Annotated in this window: 22 protein-coding genes, 2 tRNA genes and 1 rRNA gene; 20 read left to right on the plus strand and 5 right to left on the minus strand. The window is 40.7% G+C overall.

Annotated elements, in window-relative coordinates:
- The first annotated feature begins 109 nt into the window (after positions 1–109).
- The 6 genes from MKX55_RS01165 to lhgO are packed head-to-tail and all read left to right on the plus strand — an operon-like array spanning position 110 to position 7,681.
- Positions 110–1,117, plus strand: coding sequence for a TAXI family TRAP transporter solute-binding subunit (locus tag MKX55_RS01165; protein ID WP_339235442.1), 1,008 nt, complete (start codon positions 110–112; stop codon positions 1,115–1,117).
- The gene (locus tag MKX55_RS01170; RefSeq protein WP_339235445.1) at positions 1,117–3,057 is read left to right on the plus strand and encodes a TRAP transporter permease; all 1,941 of its coding nucleotides are present in this window, start codon (positions 1,117–1,119) and stop codon (positions 3,055–3,057) included. The genes MKX55_RS01165 and MKX55_RS01170 overlap by 1 nt, the downstream gene beginning before the upstream one ends.
- A 4-nt stretch (positions 3,058–3,061) precedes the next feature.
- Positions 3,062–3,763, plus strand: a complete 702-nt coding sequence (locus MKX55_RS01175; protein WP_339235448.1) for a FadR/GntR family transcriptional regulator — start codon at positions 3,062–3,064, stop codon at positions 3,761–3,763.
- 12 nt (positions 3,764–3,775) lie between these two features.
- Complete coding sequence (locus MKX55_RS01180) at positions 3,776–5,182, plus strand: FAD-linked oxidase C-terminal domain-containing protein (protein ID WP_339235451.1); 1,407 nt, start codon at positions 3,776–3,778, stop codon at positions 5,180–5,182.
- A complete protein-coding gene (locus MKX55_RS01185) occupies positions 5,175–6,455 on the plus strand; it encodes a (Fe-S)-binding protein (protein WP_339235454.1) in 1,281 nt (426 codons plus the stop codon). Before MKX55_RS01180 ends, MKX55_RS01185 begins: the two co-directional genes overlap by 8 nt.
- 20 nt (positions 6,456–6,475) lie before the next feature.
- Positions 6,476–7,681 carry an L-2-hydroxyglutarate oxidase gene (lhgO, locus tag MKX55_RS01190; protein ID WP_339235457.1) on the plus strand — a complete coding sequence of 402 codons (1,206 nt, stop codon included), beginning with the start codon at positions 6,476–6,478 and terminating at the stop codon, positions 7,679–7,681.
- Between the two features lie 153 nt (positions 7,682–7,834).
- On the opposite strand, the gene MKX55_RS01195 is transcribed toward lhgO, so the two are convergent.
- Positions 7,835–8,101 (minus strand): hypothetical protein, encoded by a 267-nt coding sequence (locus MKX55_RS01195; RefSeq protein ID WP_339181557.1) that lies wholly within the window; start codon positions 8,099–8,101, stop codon positions 7,835–7,837.
- Positions 8,102–8,521: 420 nt separating this feature from the next.
- On the opposite strand from MKX55_RS01195, the gene MKX55_RS01200 reads away from it, so the two are divergent.
- From MKX55_RS01200 to MKX55_RS01220, 5 genes are all read left to right on the plus strand, one after another.
- Positions 8,522–8,794, plus strand: coding sequence for a CotD family spore coat protein (locus MKX55_RS01200; RefSeq protein WP_042535874.1), 273 nt, complete (start codon positions 8,522–8,524; stop codon positions 8,792–8,794).
- Positions 8,795–8,995: 201 nt separating this feature from the next.
- Positions 8,996–10,402 (plus strand): NADP-dependent phosphogluconate dehydrogenase, encoded by a 1,407-nt coding sequence (gndA, locus tag MKX55_RS01205; RefSeq protein ID WP_339235459.1) that lies wholly within the window; start codon positions 8,996–8,998, stop codon positions 10,400–10,402.
- Between the two features lie 135 nt (positions 10,403–10,537).
- Positions 10,538–11,221 carry a hypothetical protein gene (locus MKX55_RS01210; protein ID WP_339235462.1) on the plus strand — a complete coding sequence of 228 codons (684 nt, stop codon included), beginning with the start codon at positions 10,538–10,540 and terminating at the stop codon, positions 11,219–11,221.
- Between the two features lie 95 nt (positions 11,222–11,316).
- A complete protein-coding gene (locus MKX55_RS01215; RefSeq protein WP_339235465.1) occupies positions 11,317–11,967 on the plus strand; it encodes a YdeI/OmpD-associated family protein in 651 nt (216 codons plus the stop codon).
- Positions 11,968–12,045: 78 nt separating this feature from the next.
- A complete protein-coding gene (locus MKX55_RS01220) occupies positions 12,046–13,221 on the plus strand; it encodes a GNAT family N-acetyltransferase (RefSeq protein WP_339235468.1) in 1,176 nt (391 codons plus the stop codon).
- Positions 13,222–13,280: 59 nt separating this feature from the next.
- Here the strand turns inward: MKX55_RS01220 and MKX55_RS01225 are convergent, their stop codons facing one another.
- Positions 13,281–14,141, minus strand: coding sequence for a YihY/virulence factor BrkB family protein (locus tag MKX55_RS01225; protein ID WP_339181568.1), 861 nt, complete (start codon positions 14,139–14,141; stop codon positions 13,281–13,283).
- A gap of 573 nt (positions 14,142–14,714) precedes the next feature.
- On the opposite strand from MKX55_RS01225, the gene MKX55_RS01230 reads away from it, so the two are divergent.
- The 3 genes from MKX55_RS01230 to MKX55_RS01240 are packed head-to-tail and all read left to right on the plus strand — an operon-like array spanning position 14,715 to position 15,833.
- On the plus strand, positions 14,715–15,161 hold the full coding sequence (locus MKX55_RS01230) for a DUF948 domain-containing protein (RefSeq protein WP_339181569.1): 447 nt from the start codon (positions 14,715–14,717) through the stop codon (positions 15,159–15,161).
- Positions 15,158–15,610, plus strand: coding sequence for a DUF948 domain-containing protein (locus tag MKX55_RS01235; protein ID WP_042530991.1), 453 nt, complete (start codon positions 15,158–15,160; stop codon positions 15,608–15,610). The genes MKX55_RS01230 and MKX55_RS01235 overlap by 4 nt, the downstream gene beginning before the upstream one ends.
- Positions 15,600–15,833 (plus strand): hypothetical protein, encoded by a 234-nt coding sequence (locus MKX55_RS01240; RefSeq protein ID WP_339181574.1) that lies wholly within the window; start codon positions 15,600–15,602, stop codon positions 15,831–15,833. The genes MKX55_RS01235 and MKX55_RS01240 overlap by 11 nt, the downstream gene beginning before the upstream one ends.
- Positions 15,834–15,875: 42 nt before the next feature.
- On the opposite strand, the gene MKX55_RS01245 is transcribed toward MKX55_RS01240, so the two are convergent.
- On the minus strand, positions 15,876–16,307 hold the full coding sequence (locus tag MKX55_RS01245) for a DUF948 domain-containing protein (RefSeq protein WP_339235470.1): 432 nt from the start codon (positions 16,305–16,307) through the stop codon (positions 15,876–15,878).
- A 364-nt stretch (positions 16,308–16,671) separates the two neighbouring features.
- On the opposite strand from MKX55_RS01245, the gene cwlD reads away from it, so the two are divergent.
- On the plus strand, positions 16,672–17,400 hold the full coding sequence (gene cwlD, locus MKX55_RS01250) for an N-acetylmuramoyl-L-alanine amidase CwlD (protein ID WP_339181578.1): 729 nt from the start codon (positions 16,672–16,674) through the stop codon (positions 17,398–17,400).
- Between the two features lie 281 nt (positions 17,401–17,681).
- Entirely contained in the window at positions 17,682–18,740 is a 1,059-nt protein-coding gene (locus tag MKX55_RS01255; protein WP_339181580.1) for an Mrp/NBP35 family ATP-binding protein, read from the plus strand.
- Positions 18,741–18,815: 75 nt separating this feature from the next.
- On the opposite strand, the gene gerD is transcribed toward MKX55_RS01255, so the two are convergent.
- Positions 18,816–19,448 (minus strand): spore germination lipoprotein GerD, encoded by a 633-nt coding sequence (gerD, locus tag MKX55_RS01260; RefSeq protein ID WP_339235473.1) that lies wholly within the window; start codon positions 19,446–19,448, stop codon positions 18,816–18,818.
- Positions 19,449–19,719: 271 nt separating this feature from the next.
- Here gerD and MKX55_RS01265 point away from each other — a divergent pair, with 271 nt between their 5' ends.
- Positions 19,720–20,373 (plus strand): KinB-signaling pathway activation protein, encoded by a 654-nt coding sequence (locus MKX55_RS01265; RefSeq protein ID WP_339181584.1) that lies wholly within the window; start codon positions 19,720–19,722, stop codon positions 20,371–20,373.
- 249 nt (positions 20,374–20,622) lie between these two features.
- Here the strand turns inward: MKX55_RS01265 and pdaB are convergent, their stop codons facing one another.
- A complete protein-coding gene (pdaB, locus tag MKX55_RS01270; protein WP_339235476.1) occupies positions 20,623–21,378 on the minus strand; it encodes a polysaccharide deacetylase family sporulation protein PdaB in 756 nt (251 codons plus the stop codon).
- 805 nt (positions 21,379–22,183) lie between these two features.
- On the opposite strand from pdaB, the gene MKX55_RS01275 reads away from it, so the two are divergent.
- From MKX55_RS01275 to MKX55_RS01285, 3 genes are all read left to right on the plus strand, one after another.
- A 16S ribosomal RNA gene (locus MKX55_RS01275) occupies positions 22,184–23,745 on the plus strand.
- Between the two features lie 76 nt (positions 23,746–23,821).
- Positions 23,822–23,898: transfer RNA gene (locus tag MKX55_RS01280), tRNA-Ile, on the plus strand.
- 20 nt (positions 23,899–23,918) lie between these two features.
- Positions 23,919–23,991: transfer RNA gene (locus MKX55_RS01285), tRNA-Ala, on the plus strand.
- Positions 23,992–24,111: the final 120 nt, after the last annotated feature.

Raw genomic sequence — 24,111 nt, forward strand, 5'->3', positions numbered from 1 at the left:
ATTTTAAATCATTTGTCAGAATTTTATATTTAGGTATTGTCACAAAATGTTCAATGTTGTAACATTGTATTACAAGTCAATTTGAAAGCGCATACAAAGGGGTGTTTGAATGAAAGGTAAGCTATTTTTATTTACAGTACTTATTTTTACCTTTGTTTTATCTGGATGTAATTTTGAGAAGAAAGAAATTTACAACATCGCAACAGCAACCACTGGAGGTACATATTATCCGATCGGGGTCGGAATGGGGCAGCTTTGGACAGAGCATTACCGGGAACAGAATATCAAATTTAACGGACAGGCCTCTGCAGGTTCTGTTGAGAATATCGATTTACTCAAGAATGGAGAAGCTGATTTTGCCATACTCCAAGGGTTGATTTCGACACAGGCAGCGGAGGGAAGCGGTATTTATGAAGGAGACCAATACGAAGAGCTTCGGTCTGTGGGGATGATTTGGCCAAACGTAGAGCATTTTGTATTAATGGAAGATTTTGTTGAGTCTGGAGATATCTCTGATATTGCGGGCAGATCGTTTTCTGTAGGTCCTCAGGCAAGTGGTACAGAACAATCTACCGTAACAATGATGGAAGGGATTGAGTTAGGAAAAAGTGATATCAGAACAGAGTATCTTGGATATGATGATACGATTTCGGCAATGAGGGATGGCCGGTTAAATGGTGGATCTCTTCCTGCAGGAGTACCCGTATCTGCTATTACAGATATGTATGCAAGCGGATTGAATGCCGCTATTTTAGAGGTGACCGATGAACAAATTGACGATATTAATGATATCGTTCATACGTGGTACCGCTATACTATTGAAGCTGGTTCTTATCCAAGGCAGGAAGAAGATATTGATACGATTGCCCAGCCAAATATTTTAGTTACCACTTCGGATATGGATGAAGAAATGGTTTATAACTTAACCAAGATACTATTTGAAAATCGTGAATATATGATTGGGATTCATAATTCCGCCCGGGAAATGCAGGTGGAGACAGCGTTGGAAGGCTTGAATACACCGCTTCATGCAGGAGCTTACCGCTATTTTGAAGAGCAAGGTATAGAGATTGAAGCGCATCTGAAACCAGAAGAGTTAAGAGAGGAGGAAAATTAATGGCGAATGCACAGGCAAAAAACGTAGATATCGAGAAAAATCCAAATGATAACCCGATTGCAGATCCGAAATCGTTGCGTAATAAAATTATCGCTGTTGTCGGTATTATCTTATCAGTCTTTGTTTTACTCACTTCCAGTTATCTAAACATTCAGGAATTTTATAGAAATACAATCTTTTTAATCTTAATCTTTGTAATGGGATTTTTGCTTCATCCGTCAAACAAAAAGAAGACAGGGAAAATATCATCAATAGATATCGTTATGCTGTTCCTGTCGATTATTTCCATTGGATATATTACGGTCACGTATACAAATTTGCATGTGGATCGGTTATCCCAGGCAAATACAGTTGATTATATATTTGCTGTCTTATGTATTTTAGTATTGTTTGAGATAACACGCCGGGCTATCGGCTGGTTTATTCCTATTTTGAGTGTTATTGCTTTGCTTTATGGCATTTATGGTGCGTACTTTCCTATTGATTTTGCTCACTCCGGTTTTACATTTGAAAGATTGCTGTATCGAATTTACATGACGTCTGATGGAGTTTTCGGCAGCACGCTATCCATTGCTTCTACTTATATTGTATTGTTTATCTTATTTGGTTCATTCCTTACCGTGAGCGGTGCAAGTAATTTGTTTAATGATTTAGCTCTGGCGATTGCAGGACAGCGCCGGGGAGGGCCAGCCCAGGTTGCCGTTATTACAAGTGCACTGACAGGGTCATTGAACGGCAGCGCTGTAGCGAATGTGGCGACAACGGGTGCCTTTACGATTCCACTGATGAAAAGTATCGGATTAAAGCCGAAGTTTGCGGGAGGAGTAGAGGCTGCAGCTTCTACGGGAGGCATGCTGATGCCGCCGATTATGGGAGCGGCAGCATTTATTATGGCAGGCTTTTTAGGAATTCCTTATACGGCGATTGTTTTAGCCAGTATCCTGCCCTCCTTGTTATATTTTATTGCTTTGGTATTTGCGATTGATACAGAAGCAAAGAAGCTAGGACTGAAAGGAATTAGTAAGGAGAATATCCCAGATATCAAAAAGGTACTATTGGAAAGAGGCGCCTTACTTTTGCCGATTATTGTTGTGATGGGTGTGCTTCTATTAGGGAAAACAGCGATTTTTGCCGGTTTTGCCGGAATTATTGCTACAATTATCACTTCTTATTTAACCAAAGACAAAACAAATCGGATTACCTTCTCTAAGCTCTTTGAGGCACTTATTGATGGAGCCAGAAACTCCGTTCAGGTTGCTATCGCCTGTGCTTCTGTAGGGATTATAATTGCCGTTGTTTCTATGAGCGGTGTCGGGTCGATGCTTGCTTATAATGTAGCAGACCTTGCAGGAGGAAACCTGTTTATTATATTAATACTGATTATGATTACTTGTATTGTGCTCAGTCTGGGTCTTCCATCGACAGCATTATACATTGTGGTAGCTGTAACAGCTGCACCGGCACTTGTTCAAGTAGGAGTTAATCCTTTAGCGGCTCACTTTTTTGTCTTTTATTATGGAGCCATGTCTAACGTGACTCCGCCTGTCGCATTGGCAGCATATACGGGGGCAGGAATTGCAAAAGCGAACCCGATGCAAACAGCTTGGACAGCTTTACGGTTAGCATTTCCAGGGTTTATTATTCCGATCATTATTGTTTATGATCCAATCCTGCTGCTGCAGACGGATGATGGACCAATTAATTATTTCTTCTTAGCACAAGCATTTATTTCTGCTGTTATTGGTGTTTATGCACTAGCAGTTGGATTCGGCAACTATATTCGAGTAAAATTAAATATAGTAGAAAGAATTTTATTAATCGGAGTTGCCTTCTTATTAATTTCGACGAATCCATTGTTAGACATCATTGGCTTAGCATTATTTGTATTGATACTTGTTTTCCACTTTATAAGAAGTAAGCGGCTCCTGGAGGCAGGATGATGGAATGAAACCGTTCAAAAAAGAAAAGTTATCAGATATTATTTTTTCCCAGCTGGAAAATATGATTAAAACCGGCGAATACGCAGAAGGACAAAAGCTTCCTTCTGAGAATGAGCTGGCAAAGTATTTCGATGTCAGCAGAGTACCTATTCGCGAAGCAATCAGTAAATTAGTCTCTGTGGGCTATGTAGAGTCCTTGCAAGGAAAGGGGAGCTATGTTAAACGCCTCGACGCAGCAGATGAATTTAAGGGATATACTTACGGCGAATTTACGAAAACAGAATTATTTGATCTTTTGGAAATGAGAGCACTGCTGGAAGTAGAAGCGGCAGGGTTCAGTGCACAAAGACGTTCCCAAGAAGCGCTTCTAGAAATTGAACAGGCACTGAAGGACTTTGAAGAAATTACAAGCAATGAATATTCGATTGGTTTAAAGGCGGATTATAATTTTCATCAGGCGATTATTCAATCGACAGAAAATAATTATATAATCCAAACCTTTCAAAACTTAGAGCGCGTTCACAGGAATGCATTGGAATATTCACTGAAACTGAATATAGGAAAACCTAGAAAAAGAGAAGAGGTTTATAGCGAGCACGAACGTATTTATTTGGCAATAAAATCCCAAAATGCAGCAGAAGCCAAGGAAGCGATGCAATTACATCTGACAAACATGCGCAGAAAGTTGGGTGACGACAGAATATAGGTGGGTTAAATAATGAAAGAAAAAATAATAGAAAAATTGACTGAAATAGTAGGAGAGCGTTTGTTAATAGATGTGGATGACCGAATATCATACGGCTATGATGCGTCTTTTGGGCAATATATGCCGGATTATGTGGTCCAAGTGATGTCTACAGAAGAAGTGCAGAGAATTGTGCAATTGGCGAATGCTTATGAAATTCCCATTTATCCAAGAGGAGCGAGCACCAGCCTTTCCGGAGGACCATTACCTGTACATGGAGGTATTGTGATAGATTTTTCACAATGGAATCAGTACCTGGAAATTTTTCCGGATGATTTGTTAATCAAGGCAAGCCCAGGTGTGAAAACAGGAGATATTCATCAATTGGCAGAGGAGCATAACTTAATGTATGCGCCAGACCCTTCTTCCTCCTCCATCTGCACCATTGGCGGGAATTTAGCAGAAAACGCCGGCGGTCCCCGAGGAGTAAAGTATGGTGTGACAAAGGATTATGTATTGGGGCTGGAGGTGGTTACTGCAGAAGGAGAAGTTATCCGTACGGGTGGAAATACCGTTAAAAATGTGACCGGCTATGATTTAACGAAGCTTTTAATTGGATCAGAGGGGACCCTTGGAATTATTACAGAGGCAACATTAAGGCTGATTCCAAAGCCGATGGATACGAAAACAGCAATGATTATATTCGAGGATTTGTATACCGCCGGAAAGTCTATTTCCAAAATTTTAACGTCAGGGGTAAGACCTTCTAAAATGGAGATTCTTGATCAGAATGCGATAAATAAAGTGGAGGATTATGCTGGACTGGATTTACCCAGAACGGCCGCGGCTACTCTGCTTGTTGAAGTGGATGGGGATTCAGATGTATTGATGAAGGAACTGCATGTTATTCAACAAGCTCTTTTAGAAATTGGTGTAGAGAATGTGCAAATTGCAAAAACCAAAGAGGAAGAAGCAAGGCTCTGGCAGGTGAGAAAATTAGTTTCACCTGCGATTGTCCAAAGCGGCTACACCAAAATATCAGAGGATGCGACCGTCCCGTTGAGTAAGATTCCAGACATGTTTCGGAAGATAGATGAAATGAAGAAAAAGTATAATCTGAATATTGTTGTATTTGGCCACGCTGGTGATGGCAACCTGCACCCAACGATTAATACCAATATGCGGGATGCGGATGAAGTTTCCAGGGTGGAGGATGCGGTCGAAGAAATTTTTCATTACGCCATTGAATTAGGCGGAACCTTATCAGGTGAACATGGAATCGGAACGATGAAAAAGCCGTTTTTTCCAAAAGAAGTGGGAGAAGCCGGCATGCTATTCCAAAAAGCGATTAAACAAGCGCTTGATCCGAAGAATATCTTGAATCCAGGAAAAATATTCCCGGAAGCGGGAGAGAAAAGGTTAGTGTTAAAAAATGACTGAGCAATTAATTGAAAAATTGGATTATCAGGCAACCTTTGACTGCGTGCAATGCGGGTACTGCTTGCCTGCTTGCCCCACCTATCTGGCTTTCAAAAAAGAAAAGCATTCTCCAAGAGGACGTATCAATTTAGTGCAGATGGCAGCGGAAGGAAAGATAGATATTGAGGACATGCGGGAAGGGATTGATTTATGTCTGGGCTGCCGGGCATGTGAAACCGTTTGTCCAACCAATGTCCGTTACGGCGATATTCTGATGTCGGCCGTCGAGGTGCTGAAAGATAATAAAAAAATGGGTCTATTCGAGAAGGGAGTCAGAACAGCTGCTTTTAAAGTGGTTTTGAAAAACAAACAGATTCTGAGATTGGTGAATAGGAGTTTATATGCTTATCAGGTGACCGGAGTGAAGCGTGTGGTTAATCGGCGTAATCTTCTAAAACCGATTGAGAAATACCGAGACTTGAATAAAGCCATGCCGGAAGTCCAACTAAGTAAGCGGCTGAAAAACCCGCCGAATCCTTTTAGAAAATCAGCAATTCAGGTTGGTTTCTTTCAAGGCTGTATTATGGACGTATTTTTTAGCCGGATTAATGATTTAGCTTTTAACATTTTAAACGAACATGGAATGGAAGTAACGAATATTCCGTCACAAACATGCTGTGGTGCCCTGCAGCATCATGCAGGAGAACACGATCAAACGGCAGAACTGGCCAAAAAAAATATAGAAGCCTATGAAGCTTATGACTTTGATTATATTGTTAATACCATTGGCGGCTGTGGAGCAACGTTAAAAGAATATCCAAAGCTGTTTAAAGAAGGAACAGAATGGCATCAGCGGGCATTGAAGTTTACGGCAAAGGTTAGAGATATTTCTGAGCTGATGGCAATGGCTGATTTGGATTTTCACTATGAAATTCCGAAGAATGCTGTATTTCAGCCGTCGTGTCATTTGGAAAATGTACAGCAGGTGTTTGAGGACCCATTAAAAATCATTAAACGGATTCCTGGATTGAACTATATGGAGTTAAAGGATAAATCGCTCTGCTGCGGTTCAGCAGGTATTTATAATATTCTGCATTTTGAGGAATCCATGCAAATTTTAGATATGAAGATGAAAAACGTTAAAACAGCAAGACCGGAGCTGATTATTACTTCCAATCCGGGCTGTCATATCCAAATGCAGCTAGGAGTAGAAAGAGAAGGCTTATCGGATGTGATTTCAGTGAAGCATATTGTGGAAGTAGTCGCGGAAGCTTGCGGTATTCAAACAACTTAAGCAGAGGCAGGGGAAGCACAGTGAAAGTAGACATAGTGATTGTTGGAGCAGGGATTATTGGCTTGAGCACCGCTTACCAGCTATCGAAAATGCATCCAGATAAAAACATTGCAGTCGTAGATAAAGAAGCAGAGGTAGCGAAGCATCAGACAGGACATAATAGCGGTGTGATTCATTCAGGGATTTATTATAAACCGGGCTCCTACAAAGCGAGATTTGCCCGGAATGGATCGAAATCGATGATGGAGTTCTGTGAAAAGCATCAAATAGAATATAACCAATGTGGCAAAGTAATTGTGGCAACAAGTGAGTCCCAACTTGCGAACATGAATAAGCTATATGAGCGGGGAATCGAAAATGGGTTAGATGTCGAGCGCTTAAGCCGTGATGAAGTGAAAGAGATTGAACCATTTGTAAATACAGTCGGCGGGATCCACGTTAAAAATACCGGCATTGTGGACTTTAAAAAGGTTACAGAGAAGTACGCCGAGCTGTTTATAGAAAATGGCGGCATGCTGCGGTTACATAATGAAGTGAAAGATATCCAAATGGAAACAGAAAAAATAACCGTAGTAACGAATGAAACGACATATGAAGCGGATTATTTGATTAATTGCGCCGGACTGTATAGTGATAAGCTGGCGCGTATGGCCCATGTCGAGACAGATGTTCAAATTATTCCATTTCGCGGCGAGTATTTTGAATTAGATAAGCGTATTGAACATTATGTGAAAACATTGATTTATCCAGTCCCTAATCCGGATTTGCCATTCCTGGGTGTCCATTTTACAAACATGATTGGCGGCGGAGTCGATGTAGGGCCTAATGCCGTGTTGGGGTTTAAGAAAGAAGCGTATCAAAAAATCGGTTTTAATTTAAAGGAAACGTCGCAAATCATAACCTTTCCGGGGCTGTATCGAATGGGCATAAAAAACATGAAGGAAGCTATCGGTGAATATTATCGGTCATTTAGTAAAAAAGCATTTGTAAAGGAAGCACAAAAATTAATTCCTTCATTAACAGCAGCGGATATTAAGCCGATGGAAGCGGGAGTACGTGCGCAAGCGATGAAGCCGGATGGAACGATGCTGGATGATTTCTATTTTGAAGAAAATGCGTCAAGTCTGCATGTATTGAATGCACCATCGCCTGCTGCAACATGCTCGATTGAAATAGGAAAGGAAATTGCAAAGCGTTTTAACCAAAAAATGTCGGCGATAACCTGAAAGGTATCTTTCAATGGTTCACACTCTTGGTTTAGAAACAAACAAATCCCAGGGTGTCTTCTATTATTTGCTCGGAAGACATCCTGGGATTTTGTATAAGCAATATTTTCACAGCCAGATTTCCTGTAACTCCTTTGATGGAGATAGACAGTCTTATGCTTTTGGACGTGTACGAGACCAGGAAATAGCTGTCATTACAATCAGAACAATCACGGAACTGATAAAAGCAGCCAGACTTATATTGCCGATAAGAGCAGCATCTTCCCCCTCAAAGAAATAACTGATAAAGATAGAAATAAGACTGATTGAGCTGACAACCATCGGTGGAACAATCCGCTTCTCTTTCACAAATATACTTATTAATATGAGAATAACGGCAACCCCAAGCATGATTGGTAAGTATCCTGTTAAAAATTCCATTATATCACTCCAGTAACTGAACTAAATATGACGCTTCTATTGTATAAAGTTTCCCGATTTTGGATGTAATTAATCTGACACTTTTATCCTAATTCCTCTCTCTTACAAAGAGCAGGAAAATAAAGCTTTCCAATCCTTTTTAAAACATCCCTTAAATAAGAATCCAAGAGAAATTCCTGAAAAATAGGTTATTATATCAAACCGAGTACGGGGGGGACACATAGTCTATAGAGAAAGATTAAAGAAATGGAAAGGAGGTCCTTTACGGTGAGAGGTAGTAACAAACATCATCAAGGACAATTTAATCAAGGCTGGGGGAACCAAAACCAACAGGTACAAGGAGCTTCTATGAATGGTATGAATGGAAATTGCAATGGAATGCCACAGCAAATGCCAATGCAGCAAATGCCGCAGCAACAAATGCAGCCAGAATACTGTGCACCACAAGTATCACCTACACAACAAGGCCCAACACAAGTATCTCCAACAAAGCAATACGTAAAAACAAACGTTTCTAATACTGAGGTAAAGCATGTCCATCCTAGTCACACTACAAATGTTAATAAGCATATGACAACACACAAGCACTATTTCCCTCATACAGAATCTGTTGTAAATGATATTAAAGAACAGCATGTTATGTGCGGAAAGCCGCATCATCCTTGTCCGCCGCAAGGCCCTTGCGGGTGCTAAGGAGATTTGTGTGTAACTAGAAAAATCATCGATTCGCAGTTTGATGTGATGCTGCGGATTGGTGATTTTTTCTGTCAAAAAACCGGCCAAGTTATCATAGTATTGAGAAAAAATAGCGTGGGACTTGGTTTCTTTAGAAGAAATCCGTTATAATAAGAAAAGGTTCATTTTAAATTTTTAGGCAGAGAGGATCGAGTATATATGAAGCAAGAGATTGGTGTTATTGGCTTAGCTGTTATGGGTAAAAATATTGCGTTAAATATAGAAAGCCGTGGCTTCGCTGTATCTGTTTTCAACCGTACCTACCAGAAAACAGAAGAATTTATGGCGAACGAAGCAAAAGGGAAAAACTTTTACGGTGCCGAAACGATTGAAGATTTTGTTCAATCTTTAGAGAAGCCCCGCAGAATAATGCTTATGGTGAAAGCTGGTCCAGCGACAGACGCAACGATCGCATCCTTGCAGCCCTACTTAGAAGACGGCGACGTGTTGATTGATGGAGGAAATACACTTTATGAAAATACGATGCGCCGTAATGAAGAATTAGATAAAACAGGTATCCATTTCATTGGAACTGGTGTATCCGGCGGGGAAGAAGGCGCATTAAAAGGACCTTCAATGATGCCTGGCGGACAAAAAGAAGCATATGATTTAGTTGCTCCAATCTTTGAAGCAATTTCGGCAAAAGTAGATGGCGAACCATGTGTAACGTATATCGGACCAAATGGTGCAGGTCATTTTGTGAAAATGGTTCATAATGGAATTGAATATGGAGATATGCAGTTAATCGCTGAAGCATATGATTTAATGAAGAATGTGGTCGGCTTAGATGCAAAAGAACTGCATGAAGTGTTTAAAGAGTGGAATAAAGGAGAGCTTGACAGCTTCCTGATTGAAATTACAGCAGATATTTTCACAAAAGTGGATGAGGAAACGGGCAAACCGTTAGTAGAAGTGATTCTTGATAAAGCAGGCCAAAAAGGTACTGGAAAATGGACAAGCAAAAATGCCCTCGACTTAGGTGTGCCGCTTCCATTAATTACAGAGTCTGTATTTGCACGCTTTATTTCTTCTTTAAAAGACGAACGCGTCAATGCAAGCAAAGTGTTCTCTGGACCTGCCAAAGCAGATGTAGCTGAGAGCAAGGAAGAGCTGATTGAAGCTATCCGTCAGGCACTTTATATGAGTAAGATTGTTTCCTACGCACAGGGCTTTGCGCAAATGCGTGCAGCATCTGAAGAAAACAATTGGGACTTGAAATATGGCGATATCGCAATGATTTGGCGCGGCGGATGTATTATTCGTGCAAACTTCCTGCAAAAAATCAAAGAAGCATATGATCGCGATGGAGACCTGCCAAACCTGATGCTCGATCCATATTTCAAAGAGATTGTAGAAGGATATCAAGCGTCTCTTCGTAAGGTTGTTTCTTTAGCTGTGCAGCATGGTGTTGCTGTACCGACGTTCGCGAGTGCGATTGCTTACTATGACAGCTATCGTTCAGAGGATCTGCCAGCTAACTTAATCCAGGCGCAGCGCGATTATTTCGGTGCGCATACGTATGAGCGTAAGGATAAAGATGGTGTATTCCATTCACAATGGTTTTAATGAATTTGTGAGAAAGATATTTGATTTTTAATAATGCTGCAAAGTCCCGGAGTCAATTAGTTGATTCCGGGACTTTTTGATATCACTCCGTGTGAAGCAAGCAGCATGAAAAAATAAGATGAGGGCGGGATAACGATGAGAAAAAGAATAGGATGTTTACACGCTCATTACTCCAATATAAGATATATAGATGATGCACTTTCCGAATTTAATATCGAATTGATTCATTTTGTTGATCCTGCATTAATGTATCGAGTTACTTCTGATGAAAAATTCCAAGAATCCGACGCTCAAAAGAAAGTCAATGAACAAATAGCGTGGATGGCTCAATGTGATGTCGATGCCATCCTTATTACTTGTACAAATTATATAGCCCTTTTAAAGGAAGACCAGCGCTCTATAGCTGTGCCGATTATAAAAATCGATGAACCTTTTTTTGATTCCATTTGCCAGATAGATCAGCCTCAGGTTATTCTTTTTTCAAACCCTGCAACTGTTAAAGGGACGATGGAACGTCTGAAGCAGCATGCAGATTGTCATCAGCAACCGTTAGATATAGAAGTTAAAATTATCTATGATACTTTTGACTTGATCATGCAGGGGATGAAAAAAGAATATAATCAAAAAATTTCCGAGTTCTTAAATCAAATGACAAAGGATAATAATAAAATTATTTCTGTTGCGCAATTATCTATGGTTGAGGCATCCCGGCAGGTGGAGGGTAATTCATCGAAGCCGATTATTAACCCGTTAGATACACTCGTATCCTATATGGTTGAACATTTGAAATTAGAGAAAAATGATAATGTGCTTTACTGAATAGAAAAGAACGAGAACACCGTATTTGCCCATCAATATGCTTTCTTGATTCTTGGTAAAAATGATATATTTACATAAGGAAGGGAGTGGATATTATGTCAATTATAGATAAATTAAAGCTTCATAAATATAATAGCATGGCTGTTATTAATCAGCCGAATGACTATGATGTATTCACGGAATCAAATCAAGCATTGCAACAAGAGCATGATGCGATTTTTATTTTTGTAGAAACGTTGGATGAGATGATTACATATACAAATCAAATTTTAGAGCAGCAATTACTGCTTCCCAAAGGATATTTATTTTTTGCCTACCCTAAAAAGGGAAATAAGCGGTATACAACCTCTATCCATAGAGATGAGATTTTCCCCGCTATGAAGGTGGACGAAGAAGGGTATGTGTCAGGAAGTGATCTGAAATTTGCCCGTATGGTAAGTATGGATGACGTGTTTACCGTAATTGGTTTAAAACGCGAGAAGCAAAAAGAGAAAAAATCCGCCTCGTCGAGCCAGCGCGTAGCAGATTATGCCGAGAATGTGAAAGATATTGAAGCGTTATTGGCAGCATTTCCTGAGGTGCTTTCATTTTACCAGAGTCTGACACCTGGCTATCAAAAAGACTGGGCGCGCTATCTTTTTTCCGCGAAACAGCAAAAAACACGTGACAAGCGTAAACAGCAAATGCTTGATATTTTGTCCCAAGGGTATAAATCGATTGATTTGTACCGCCAGCAGAAGAAATAATTGGCTTTAAACGAGGAATCGCCCGTATCATTTTCACTGAATGAAGTTTCATTTTATCCGTCAAAGAGGAGGACTGTTATGATTAAACAAATTCCAGTAACCAATGATGAAATTTATGATCTGTCCGCTTTTGCCTTTCAAGTTTCACCCGCACCAGGAGAAATAGAAAAGAAAAAAGAAGCAAAAAAGAATGAAACAGTTTGGGGCTGGGTGGAAGGAGAAAATCTTGCTGCAAAGGTCCATCTGATTCCATTGGAAACACGTATCCATGGCAAGGTTATCAAAACAGGGGGCATTGCCTCTGTGGCAACTTGGCCGGAGTATCGGAGGAAAGGAGCTGTTCGGCAGCTGCTTATCCACGCTCTAGGTGAAATGAAAAAAGCAGGTTATCTTGTTTCTTATTTGGCGCCATTCAGTGTCCCGTTTTACCGGAAGTTTGGCTGGGAAATGACCATCAATGAAATGCAGTTTACAATTCCAATGGAACATGTGCCTAAATACAAGGATATAACAGGCTGTGTGCGCCGGATGAAAAAGGGTGAAGAAGCGATTTTAAAAGAGGTTTATCATGCTTATACCGAACAGTATACAGGGATGCTGGTACGCGATGATCATTGGTGGGAGCACAAGATTTTCAGTAAAGAAGAATTAATTACAGCGGTTAGTTATGATGATGCAGGCAAGGCAGATGGGTATGTCCGTTATCAGGTAAAGAATAGTAAGCTGGACATTGATGAATGGGTTGCGGTTACCCCGGAAAGTAAAAAGCGGCTGCTGCAGTTTATTGCTAATCATGATTCGATGGCAAAGGAAGTACAGATGACACTGCCGGATGATGATTTACTTCCGCTTTTTCTGGAAGAACCGAGAGCAAAGCAAAAACAAAAGCCATATTTTATGACGAGAATTGTTAATGTAGAAGCCTTTCTAAAGGTATATCCATTCTTGACGCCGGCAGAAAAGGGAGAAAGCTTTAGATTGAAAGTGGAAGATGATGTTTTGGAAGAAAACAGCGGCGTTTATCAGATTTATTTTCAAAATGGATCACATTATGCAGAAAAAACAGAGGACGCGGCAGGAGAGAATGTGACAGCATCGGTGACAATTCAACAATTAACGATGATTTTGTTAGGGAAACAAACCCTGGAGCAGCTTTACCAGCAGGCGTTTATCTCTGGTGAATTAAAAAATATGGTAAAGCTGGATACGTTTCTCCCTAAGAAAAAACATCCGTATCTTGCAGACTTTTTCTAAACCATCATAAAAACCAAAGTCGGTCCTCTATATCAAGAAGACCGAATTTGGTTTTTTCATTAGACTTCCTTGCTGCTTGCCGTTTCTTTTTTGGCTTTTGTAGCATCATCTATTTTTTTCTGGTGATACATACTGTTTAACAATGCGCCTACCAGAAGAATAATACCTGTTAAGAAGAACCAGATCATCAGAATGATAATTCCTCCAAGACTTCCATACGTTGCAGAGTAATTGCCGAAGTTAGATACATAAATGGAAAAAGCAAAAGAGCTTACCAGCCATAAAATACTTGCTGTTAATGTTCCAGGTAAAATATGGCGGAAAGGAAGCCGTTTATTTGGCGCAAATCGATATAAGCCGAGTAAAATAACGGTAACAATCACAATGACCATCACTAAACGTGAGATTTGCAGGATAAATCCGGTGCCTTCGCTGATGCCGATAAAGGAAATCAAGAAATTGATAATAGCATCTCCGAATACAAGCAAAATGATAGACGAAATGGCCGCTAACAGTACGCCGATAGTCAGCAGGATAGCTATTCCCCGGGCTTTAATAAATGATCTGGTTTCTTCCACTTCAAATGCTTGGTTGGATACCTTGATGAAAGCATTAACCCCGTTGGATGCAGACCAGATTGTACCTAAAATCCCGACAGTCAATAATCCGCCGCGTGGGGTCTCAACCAAGCTGATAATATTTTCTTCAAAGGTTGCTGCAAGCTCTTGCGGCAAGATGGAGCCGAGAAACCCGACAGCATCATCTGGACTTATGTTAAAATAAGGAATAATTGCAAAGCCAACGATAAGAAGCGGGAAGACGGCTAATAGAAAATAATAAGCAAGCGCAGCTGCAAGTAATGTCGTATTATTCTCAGTAAAACGTTTCATAAAATCTTTGCCGAATTGTTTAATATCCATAGTCGCCTCCAATAAAAATTTTTTTCATACCTTTCCATTTTAGAGGGAATCCCAGAAAAATGGAATAAATATATCCATAACGTTTAGGGAAAGATGAAGGTATGTAAACTCTATACCCAAAAATAAAGAGATGTAATCTTGGTAAATAGGAAATAAGATAACTTTCTGTACGTATGACAGAAGACGAACACCAGCCTTGATGATTTTCATCACCGCAGGAAGATTGTCTGGAGAGGCGTTTGTTTGCCTGAAGAGTTGTACGCCAGTGGGCAAAGAATTTGAAGAAAATACCATGTACTTGTATGACTCCCTTTAACGAATGCCGGGTTTTCTGATATTATAAAGAAGAAACGTTTTATTTATTTTGGCAGGTGGTATAATATTGTTTAAAGAGGCTATTCAAAAAGTCTGATTGAAAAAATTGAGAAATATGGGCGGCAATCGAAGAGAATCGGCAAGGCCATTTGGTCCTTTTAAACAAGCAGGAGCCGGGCGCAGCTGTTCTTAGATAAGAAATATTCAAGCCCAAACTTATACGCACTTATATTTTGAAGAAGGAGGGGTTTTTTACATATGCCTATTATTTCCGTAGGGATTTTACTTGTTGCTATCGCGTTTGCGGTCGTATGTTGTTATATAGCCTTTATGTTAAATCGGCTTACCTATAATATTCGTTCGCTCGGCAGATCAGTCGTAAAAATGGAAGAAGAAATGAATCATATTACACCTGAAATTTCGACATCCTTACAAGAGGTGAACCATTTAATTGATGATACGCATGAGAAGCTGCAGGCAACAGACAGCGTCTTTGGCTCTTTAGAAGATGTAGGCACCTCTGTCCAGAGCTTAAATGAAGCTTATAAAGTGAAACGACAAGCTTTGGATGATGCGAAATTGGAAGAAAAATTAAATCTGGCAATGAAAGGTATCACGTGGAGTGAAGCGGCGATGCAGATTTATAAAAGTTACCAGGCAAGTAAAACAAATAAAGTCAACCAGACGAGGGAGGAAGTAAAATGACATTAATCGGAGTCGGCGTCATTATTATTGGAGTCGCAAGTGTTATTTTAGCTATTTTTATTGCTCATTTATTAAATAACTTAGCAAGTGTATTAAGCGGCGTCGATAAGACAGTACAGCAATTACCGGAGCAAATGGATGGTATTTTAAAAGAGACAACAAGTATCATGCATGAAAGTAACCAGGCTTTAGCTGATATTAATAACAAGATGGAGCAGCTGAGCCCGCTGTTTTATATCGTTGGTGATGTTGGGAATGCAACACGGAAGCTATCTTCTTCCTTAGTGGATGTAACGGATTCTGTAAAAACAAAAACAGAAGTCGGTCAGGAAGTTTCCGGTAAAAACAACTTAGGCGGCGTGTATGGCGGAGTTGCCCTTGGTTATTATTGGTTAAAGAAAAAGCGGGATCTAAAACGCGAGAAACGGGCATACACCCATGAGCAATAAAGGATCTAAAGCAGGTATCGTTGTCAGTTCAGCTGTTGGGGCTGTATTAGGCTGGGCAGCAAGTTCTTATGTAGATAAGAAACGAAATTTAGAAGAAAATCCGTCATTATTAACTCGTCTGCGTGATTTTGAACAGCGTTTGTATCATGATGGCTTTCAAAAATCGACAGAGCTTCAGGAGATACGGCAGGAAGTAGAAAATAGAATTGCAGAAGAAAAGTAAAAAAACGCTTGGAACAAAGGTTCCAAGCGTTTTTACATTGAGCTACTTTCTGTTCTGTTTTACAAGGAAATATCCAATAGTAGCTAAGCCGTAAATGCCTTGCAAATTTTTATTGGCTATCGTCATATTTGCTTCTTCTGTAGTTTCCTGTAATTGATTTGCTGTTTTAAGTACAGACGATGACAGGTTATGTGTAGCTCGTCCTGCATCACCAACTAAGTAGAATAAAGGAGATAATTCCTTGATTTGCTGGTTCACCTGCTGCAAGGTTTCATTTCCTGTTTTAAGGACGTCTGTTATTTGCGAGGTGATGCCTTCTACTTGCTCCGGCAATTGATCTGTTGTTTTTTGAGCACTTGCGATGAGCTTGCCCGCCCCTCCTAATTTTAGAAAAAGAAAAGCAGCTACCGCCAATAAACCAACTCCAATCAGAACAGCTCCAATACCTAATACAATTAATATCCAATCAGCCATAATCATACCTCCGAATCATTATTCCTAAATATACAATATCACATGAGGAACAGTTTCAAACATTTATTTTTATTTTAGCATACTACAAAAGATAAGTCATAAACCTAAGGATGCGCCCATAAATTTTAATAAAGGCTTTGGCAGTTTATATTCCTTAACGTTTGTACATGCTGTAGGAAACAGCTTTGTAATAGCAGAACGTGTGAAGAATCCGTTTTTCTCAGATTAGCCTGAGACAGCGGCTGCTCGTCCCGGTAAAAGGTTACTAACATGTATTATTGCCATCATTATTCACTTATATCGACTATTTCTGGATAGTGCCAAAATACACCCCTGAAGATGGGAACGAAAGGAACGAGACAATATGTCTAAAAAGAAAAAGCAGGCCTTTTGGTTTCTTGGTTTATTATTACTTATTTTCTTATTACAGTATCCCACCAAACAAGCAATTAATTCTTCTAATTCTACGTGGTCGATGCCACTAAACGGAAAAGTAATTGTTATTGATCCGGGGCACGGCGGGCCAGATGGCGGAGCGGTAGGATCAGACGGCACCGTTGAAAAAGATATTGCTCTGTCTGTAGCTAAAATTGTGCAGTCTTATTTGATGCAGCATGGTGCGATTGTTCATTTGACGCGTGAAGAGGATGTTGATCTGGCAGCAGAAGGGACAAGCGGTCTGGCTAATCGTAAATCAGAGGACATACGAAATCGATTAGCGTTTATTCAAGAGAAAGAAGCTGAGTTTTTCATTTCCATCCATTTAAATGCATTACCTGATTCCCAGTGGCATGGTGCTCAGACCTTTTATTATCCAAGGTTTGAGGAGGGAGAACATCTGGCGACAATGATTCAGGAGGAAATTATCCGTAATTTAGAAAATACGGATAGACAGCCTCTTGCGATTGACCAGATGTATTTATTAAAGCATGCAGAGGTTCCTGGTGCGTTAGTAGAGATTGGTTTTTTATCGAATGAGACAGAAAGGGAGCTATTAAAAGATGATACGTATCAGAGACAAATGGCGGCCAGTATTTACGAAGGAATCTTGCGTTACGTTACGGAAGATCCGCAGGCAGAGGAAAGTGAATGAACAGTGCCAGGATGACGATGGCTTTTTAACTTTTACACGTGAAGAGGCTTTGGCTGATGTCAGGCCTTTTTTTATGGATAAATACTATCACAGCATGAGCGTCCTTAATTTCTCCAACGAGGGATGGGAAAGAGATGTAAAATATGGCTGGAGAAAAACGGACGCTACATTTCCTGATTAACTCAAGCTAGGTTCAATTGGTTGAAAAGCAAACCAACTGAATGAAGTTTCGTTTTATGTTATACTTGCACTTGGATAGATTCATAAGGGATGGTGAAAATATGTTAACACAAGAAGAGGTTATTGAGTTACTCAGCTCTATAAAGGATCCTTTTTTACATAGAAACTTGAAGGAATTGAACGCGATTACTTCTGTTACCATTAAGGAAGAGAAGAAGCATGTCAGTGTCAAGGTTGGAATTTCCAAGATGAATACAGGCGAGCAGATGCAGATGCAGCAAGAGATTGTTGGTGTTTTAAAACGCAATGGTGCCAATACAGTAGGATTGCGATTTGAACAGCTTCCTGATGAAACAGTGAAGAAATATCAGTCTGAAGCAGAAAAAGAAAAAGAAGAAACGCTGATCAGCGGTGCCACTAATACACAATTTATCGCCGTGGCAAGTGGAAAAGGCGGTGTTGGTAAATCAACTGTAACCGTTAACTTAGCTGTTTCTTTGATGCGTCTAGGCAAAAAAGTAGGAATAATTGATGCAGATATTTATGGCTTTAGTGTACCGGATATGATGGGCATCGAGGAAAGGCCAGTCGTTCGCGGAGAAAAGATTATTCCTGTTGAGCGCTTTGGTGTCAAAGTGGTCTCCATGGGATTCTTTGTGGAAGATAATTCGCCAATTATCTGGCGCGGACCGATGCTCGGGAAAATGTTAAACAGCTTTTTCACAGAAGTAGAGTGGGGAGAATTAGATTATCTATTGCTTGATTTACCACCTGGAACAGGCGATATCGCAATGGATGTCCATGAACTCTTACCATCTTGTAAAGAGGTTATTGTAACAACACCTCATCCGACTGCAGCTTTTGTAGCAGCTCGTGCGGGACAAATGGCTCTGAAAACAGATCATGAAATTCTTGGTGTTGTGGAGAATATGGCATATTTTGAAAGCAAGAAAACCGGTGAGAAGGAATATGTTTTCGGAAAAGGCGGAGGTAAGAAGCTTGCGGATGTTTTGAAAACAAAGGTTCTTGGTCAATTGTCACTCCAACAGCCATATGAAGAAGACGATGAATTCGCGCCATCTGTTTATCAGGAGGACCATCCAAATGGAAAAGAGTATCATAAAGTAGCTGCCAAAATCATTGCGAAACTAGAGGAATAGGATTGCAAACAAACGGGGTGTCTGTTTAGATAAACAGCACCCTATTTGTTTTAGAAAAATACATGCAGCAATTCCTTAACCGGATGAATTTGCTCCTTCATTTTCCTTTTCCTCTTCCTCTTTATTATCTGAGGAATTTCCGCTATTTTCTCCACTGCCGCCGGAAGCATTTTGCTTGGCGGCTTCTTTTAATGCCTGATCTATTTTTTCCTGAAATAGCGGTGATTGAAACGTTTCTTGGATTGTTTTCTCCAGATGGGCGCGGAATGCTTGGCTCGTCATGATAGAAAGCATTTGCTCATCCACCTTAGGGTTATTCAATATCTCAATCATTTGCTCTTGAAATTGACTGTCATGCATCAGATCCTTCATCAGGTTCTTTTGTTCTGCGGAGATGGATTTCGCATAAGTTTGTATAAATTCAGGGTCTTGGAACATTTTTTTCCAGTTTTCCTTGCTGTCTTCGGATGATAAAGCTTTTGTAACTGCTTCTTTTACTTCATCCGACTCAATAACCACGCTTTCCTGCAGTTCGTCATCGTTTAGTATATCCTTTAACGCTTTTTTTCCTTCCTCTGTCTGCAGGATATCGACAACCATCCGTTTCGTGGTTTCGTATTCTGCTTCACGGGATTCATCATTATTTCCACAAGCGGAAATAAAACAAAGCACTAGGAGTAGAAATAAAATGGACAGGTGACGTTTCATATATACGCTCCTTTCTTCATGGAATCAGAAAGTATACCTTTTTCATGAATTTATTCTCAGATTGGGATTACAGCAGCCTGACCTCAGGTGTCAAAAATCAGCATTTTCTGCAATAATCCTGTGTTCTATTCGTTGATATTTCTTCAGTGATAAGAATATAATCTATACTCTTAATATGTTTGATAATTTAACAAAATATACACAAGCAATGAAGAAAAATAGGTCACTTCATGATAAAATACCAGTGGTTACTTCTTTAGGGGGTGAAAAATTGAACACAAGAATATTGGTTAATTTCTTTTGGAAAGCATTCTGGCTTGGCGGGCTTGCTGGATTAATTGCGAGCTTTTTTATACGGCCGGAGGAATATCTTACATATATGTCTCCGTTTGATGCAATGGAGTTATTCGGGGTATTTATTTTCTTTTTAGGGCTTGGCCTGACTTTTGCGGCGGTAAGTATGACAGGTTTCTTTGCATATTTATTTGTGAATCGGATGGGGCTGAATGTTTTTAAAGGATACTGGCCTACTGTGCAGGTTGGTTTGATTATCTTTATTTTATTTGATCTGGTCTATTTTCCATATCGCGCCACAGGTGGAGAGGTAGCAATTTATTGGTTTATATTGATTGCTGCTGCGATGCTTTTGATTAGCTGGATTGTAGCAAAGATAAAAGCAAAAGGGACGAATTCGACAGCTTTTATTCCAGCACTTTTTTTCATGGTCGTTTTTACAACTGTCGAATGGGTTCCCGGCTTAATGGTAGATGGTACAGATTATGCCTGGTTAATGGTTGTTCCACTATTAGTATGTAACACCTACCAGATGTTAACGCTGCATCGCTTACCTTTTGTGGAAAAAGAACCGAAAAAGGAACAAAAATCGGCATCAAAGCCAAAAAAAGGGCAAACGAAGAAAGTGTGAGTCCTGGAGCCCTTCCTTACCATGGAAGAGCTCTGTCAGCTTGCTTTATCTGATTCATGAAAAGTATGCCGAAGCTGTTTCTTCTATAATGATAAAAGGCAGCTCCTCTTCAGATAATTAGGGGAGCTGCCTTTTATGTTTACGTCCGTGCTGGTAATTTATATTTAAAAGACCGGCTCATCGCCTAAGTCTAAATTTGTGAATGAAGTTCCTTATGAAAGAGGCAGAATTGAGAAAAGGAAGCAAGGATTAATCAATAAGTTCCGTATCTGCTTTTGCCTGGTTGACCATTTCCGATATAGTAATTAAACCATACCCTTTGTTTTTTAATCCGGGAAGAACCGTCTCTAAAGCTTCAGCAGTCTGCTTGGCACTATCTGAAGCATGCAGCAGAATAATATCGCCATTTTCTGTTTGATCCATAACTTCATCAATGATTGATTCTACTCCAGGATTTTCCCAATCATCCGGGTTGACATTCCAATGAACAACCTGAAATTGCATACTTTCCGCCAACTCAATGATTTCTTCGTTTAAATGACCATGTGGTGTGCGGAGAAGGTGGATATCTTCATATCCTAATTTGTCCATAACCTCTTGTGCTTTGATTAAATCTTGTCTTATTTGTTCTGGCTCCTGATCTAAATAACTTTTATAACGATAGCCGAGCAATCCGATTTCATGTGTACCTTCAGAAATGGCCTCTAATAAATCTGGATGACGTTCAGCCCATTCTCCGCTGACGAAAAAGGTAGCTTGGACCTCTTCTTTCTCCAGTACTTCAAGAATACTTTCTACTTTTTCCTCTCCCCAACTAATATTGAAGGTGACGGCAACATCTTCTAAATCTTCATTTCCTTTTGAGAGAGCAGCTGGCTCGTCCTTCGTGAACATCGTTACAATAGAAGGGGTTTGCGTCCAAATAAGAATGGCTGCTGCTAAAACAATAACGGTGCTTAATATAATTTTCTTCCGGTTCAAACGAATTGTGTAGAAGTGATTCAATTTTGTTCCTCCTTTTTTAATGTAGTACAACCCATGAAAGCATTTGTAGTAGTGCGAAATAATTCGTTCTAGTTTATATATATGTTCTTGTTTATAGAGATATGTACAAGCTTGCAATATTCTTTTAAAGACAATTGGTATCCAGAGGAGCAGCGAGTGTTGATAAAGGAAAGAAACGGCAAGTTATATATGGTATATTTTGCAGAGATAATGTTAAAATTGAGAGGAGGCAGAAGGAGCTTTTTGTGGTTACTTGTCTCATCAAAACTATTACTGATGAAACATTCGGCTAAAAGCGTTGTAATTATGTATCTCATTAACTGATTGTGACTGGAACTGCTCCTCCTGATTAAAATGACGATGCTCAGTCTGTAGTTTTACGGACGGCTCTTTGCGATAAATGATTCTAGATAAATATCTCCTCTAATGATTAAGAAGAATCAAGATGCCTGTGAAACGTTATTTAGTGGTTTTATAATCATTTTTTACATAGAAAATAGAAAAAGTGATTTGTTTAGTCATTTTTTTGTGAAAAGGTATTGCCCTTCTCTATTTTCTATGGTATATTAATTTTTGTTGTCGGAAGCAAACGAAATAAAGCGAAATTATTTCGACAAAATACTTTTAAAAAAGTGTTGACAACAAAAACGAAACATGGTAAATTATATCTTGTCGCTAAAAACGACAGAAACAAATTGCTCTTTGAAAACTGAACAAAACAACCAGTACGAAAGAAGAAAAACACCTCGTTTTTCTTAAAAAATAAGTCAGAAGTTGACTTCTGAAAGCTAAAGTTTCAAACACTTTTATGGAGAGTTTGATCTTGGCTCAGGACGAACGCTGGCGGCGTGCCTAATACATGCAAGTCGAGCGCGGGAAGCGAACGGAACTCTTCGGAGGGAAGTTCGTGGAACGAGCGGCGGACGGGTGAGTAACACGTAGGCAACCTGCCTGTAAGACTGGGATAACTCGCGGAAACGCGAGCTAATACCGGATAACACTTTCTATCACCTGATGGAAAGTTGAAAGGCGGCTTTTGCTGTCACTTACAGATGGGCCTGCGGCGCATTAGCTAGTTGGTGAGGTAACGGCTCACCAAGGCGACGATGCGTAGCCGACCTGAGAGGGTGATCGGCCACACTGGGACTGAGACACGGCCCAGACTCCTACGGGAGGCAGCAGTAGGGAATCTTCCGCAATGGACGAAAGTCTGACGGAGCAACGCCGCGTGAGTGATGAAGGTTTTCGGATCGTAAAACTCTGTTGTCAGGGAAGAACAAGTATGATAGTAACTGATCGTACCTTGACGGTACCTGACCAGAAAGCCACGGCTAACTACGTGCCAGCAGCCGCGGTAATACGTAGGTGGCAAGCGTTGTCCGGAATTATTGGGCGTAAAGCGCTCGCAGGCGGTTCTTTAAGTCTGATGTGAAATCTTGCGGCTCAACCGCAAACGTGCATTGGAAACTGGAGGACTTGAGTGCAGAAGAGGAGAGTGGAATTCCACGTGTAGCGGTGAAATGCGTAGAGATGTGGAGGAACACCAGTGGCGAAGGCGACTCTCTGGTCTGTAACTGACGCTGAGGAGCGAAAGCGTGGGGAGCGAACAGGATTAGATACCCTGGTAGTCCACGCCGTAAACGATGAGTGCTAGGTGTTAGGGGGTTTCCGCCCCTTAGTGCTGAAGTTAACGCATTAAGCACTCCGCCTGGGGAGTACGGCCGCAAGGCTGAAACTCAAAAGAATTGACGGGGACCCGCACAAGCGGTGGAGCATGTGGTTTAATTCGAAGCAACGCGAAGAACCTTACCAGGTCTTGACATCCTTTGACCACTCTAGAGATAGAGTTTTCCCTTCGGGGACAAAGTGACAGGTGGTGCATGGTTGTCGTCAGCTCGTGTCGTGAGATGTTGGGTTAAGTCCCGCAACGAGCGCAACCCTTAATCTTAGTTGCCAGCATTCAGTTGGGCACTCTAAGGTGACTGCCGGTGACAAACCGGAGGAAGGTGGGGATGACGTCAAATCATCATGCCCCTTATGACCTGGGCTACACACGTGCTACAATGGACGGAACAAAGGGAAGCGAACCCGCGAGGTCCAGCAAATCCCATAAAACCGTTCTCAGTTCGGATTGCAGGCTGCAACTCGCCTGCATGAAGCCGGAATCGCTAGTAATCGCGGATCAGCATGCCGCGGTGAATACGTTCCCGGGTCTTGTACACACCGCCCGTCACACCACGAGAGTTCGTAACACCCGAAGTCGGTGAGGTAACCTTTTGGAGCCAGCCGCCGAAGGTGGGACGAATGATTGGGGTGAAGTCGTAACAAGGTAGCCGTATCGGAAGGTGCGGCTGGATCACCTCCTTTCTAAGGATATATAACGGAATTCGTACGTGGTTGTTTGGTTCAGTTTTGAGAGAGCAATTCTCTATCATATTTAGATGGGCCTGTAGCTCAGCTGGTTAGAGCGCACGCCTGATAAGCGTGAGGTCGGTGGTTCGAGTCCACTCAGGCCCACCATCTAATTATATTATATTCATGGGGCCTTAGCTCAGCTGGGAGAGCGCCTGCCTTGCACGCAGGAGGTCAGCGGTTCGATCCCGCTAGGCTCCATTTTTGTACCTTGAAAACTAAATAAGAGTAACAACGACATCAAACTTTAAAAATAAGGCAAAAAAGCTATTGATATAGCGACACAACTGATTACATTCTGTAATCAGCCATCTTATTCAA

The sequence above is a fragment of the Oceanobacillus sp. FSL W7-1281 genome, assembly GCF_037969835.1.
Lineage (GTDB): Bacteria > Bacillota > Bacilli > Bacillales > Amphibacillaceae > Oceanobacillus > Oceanobacillus oncorhynchi.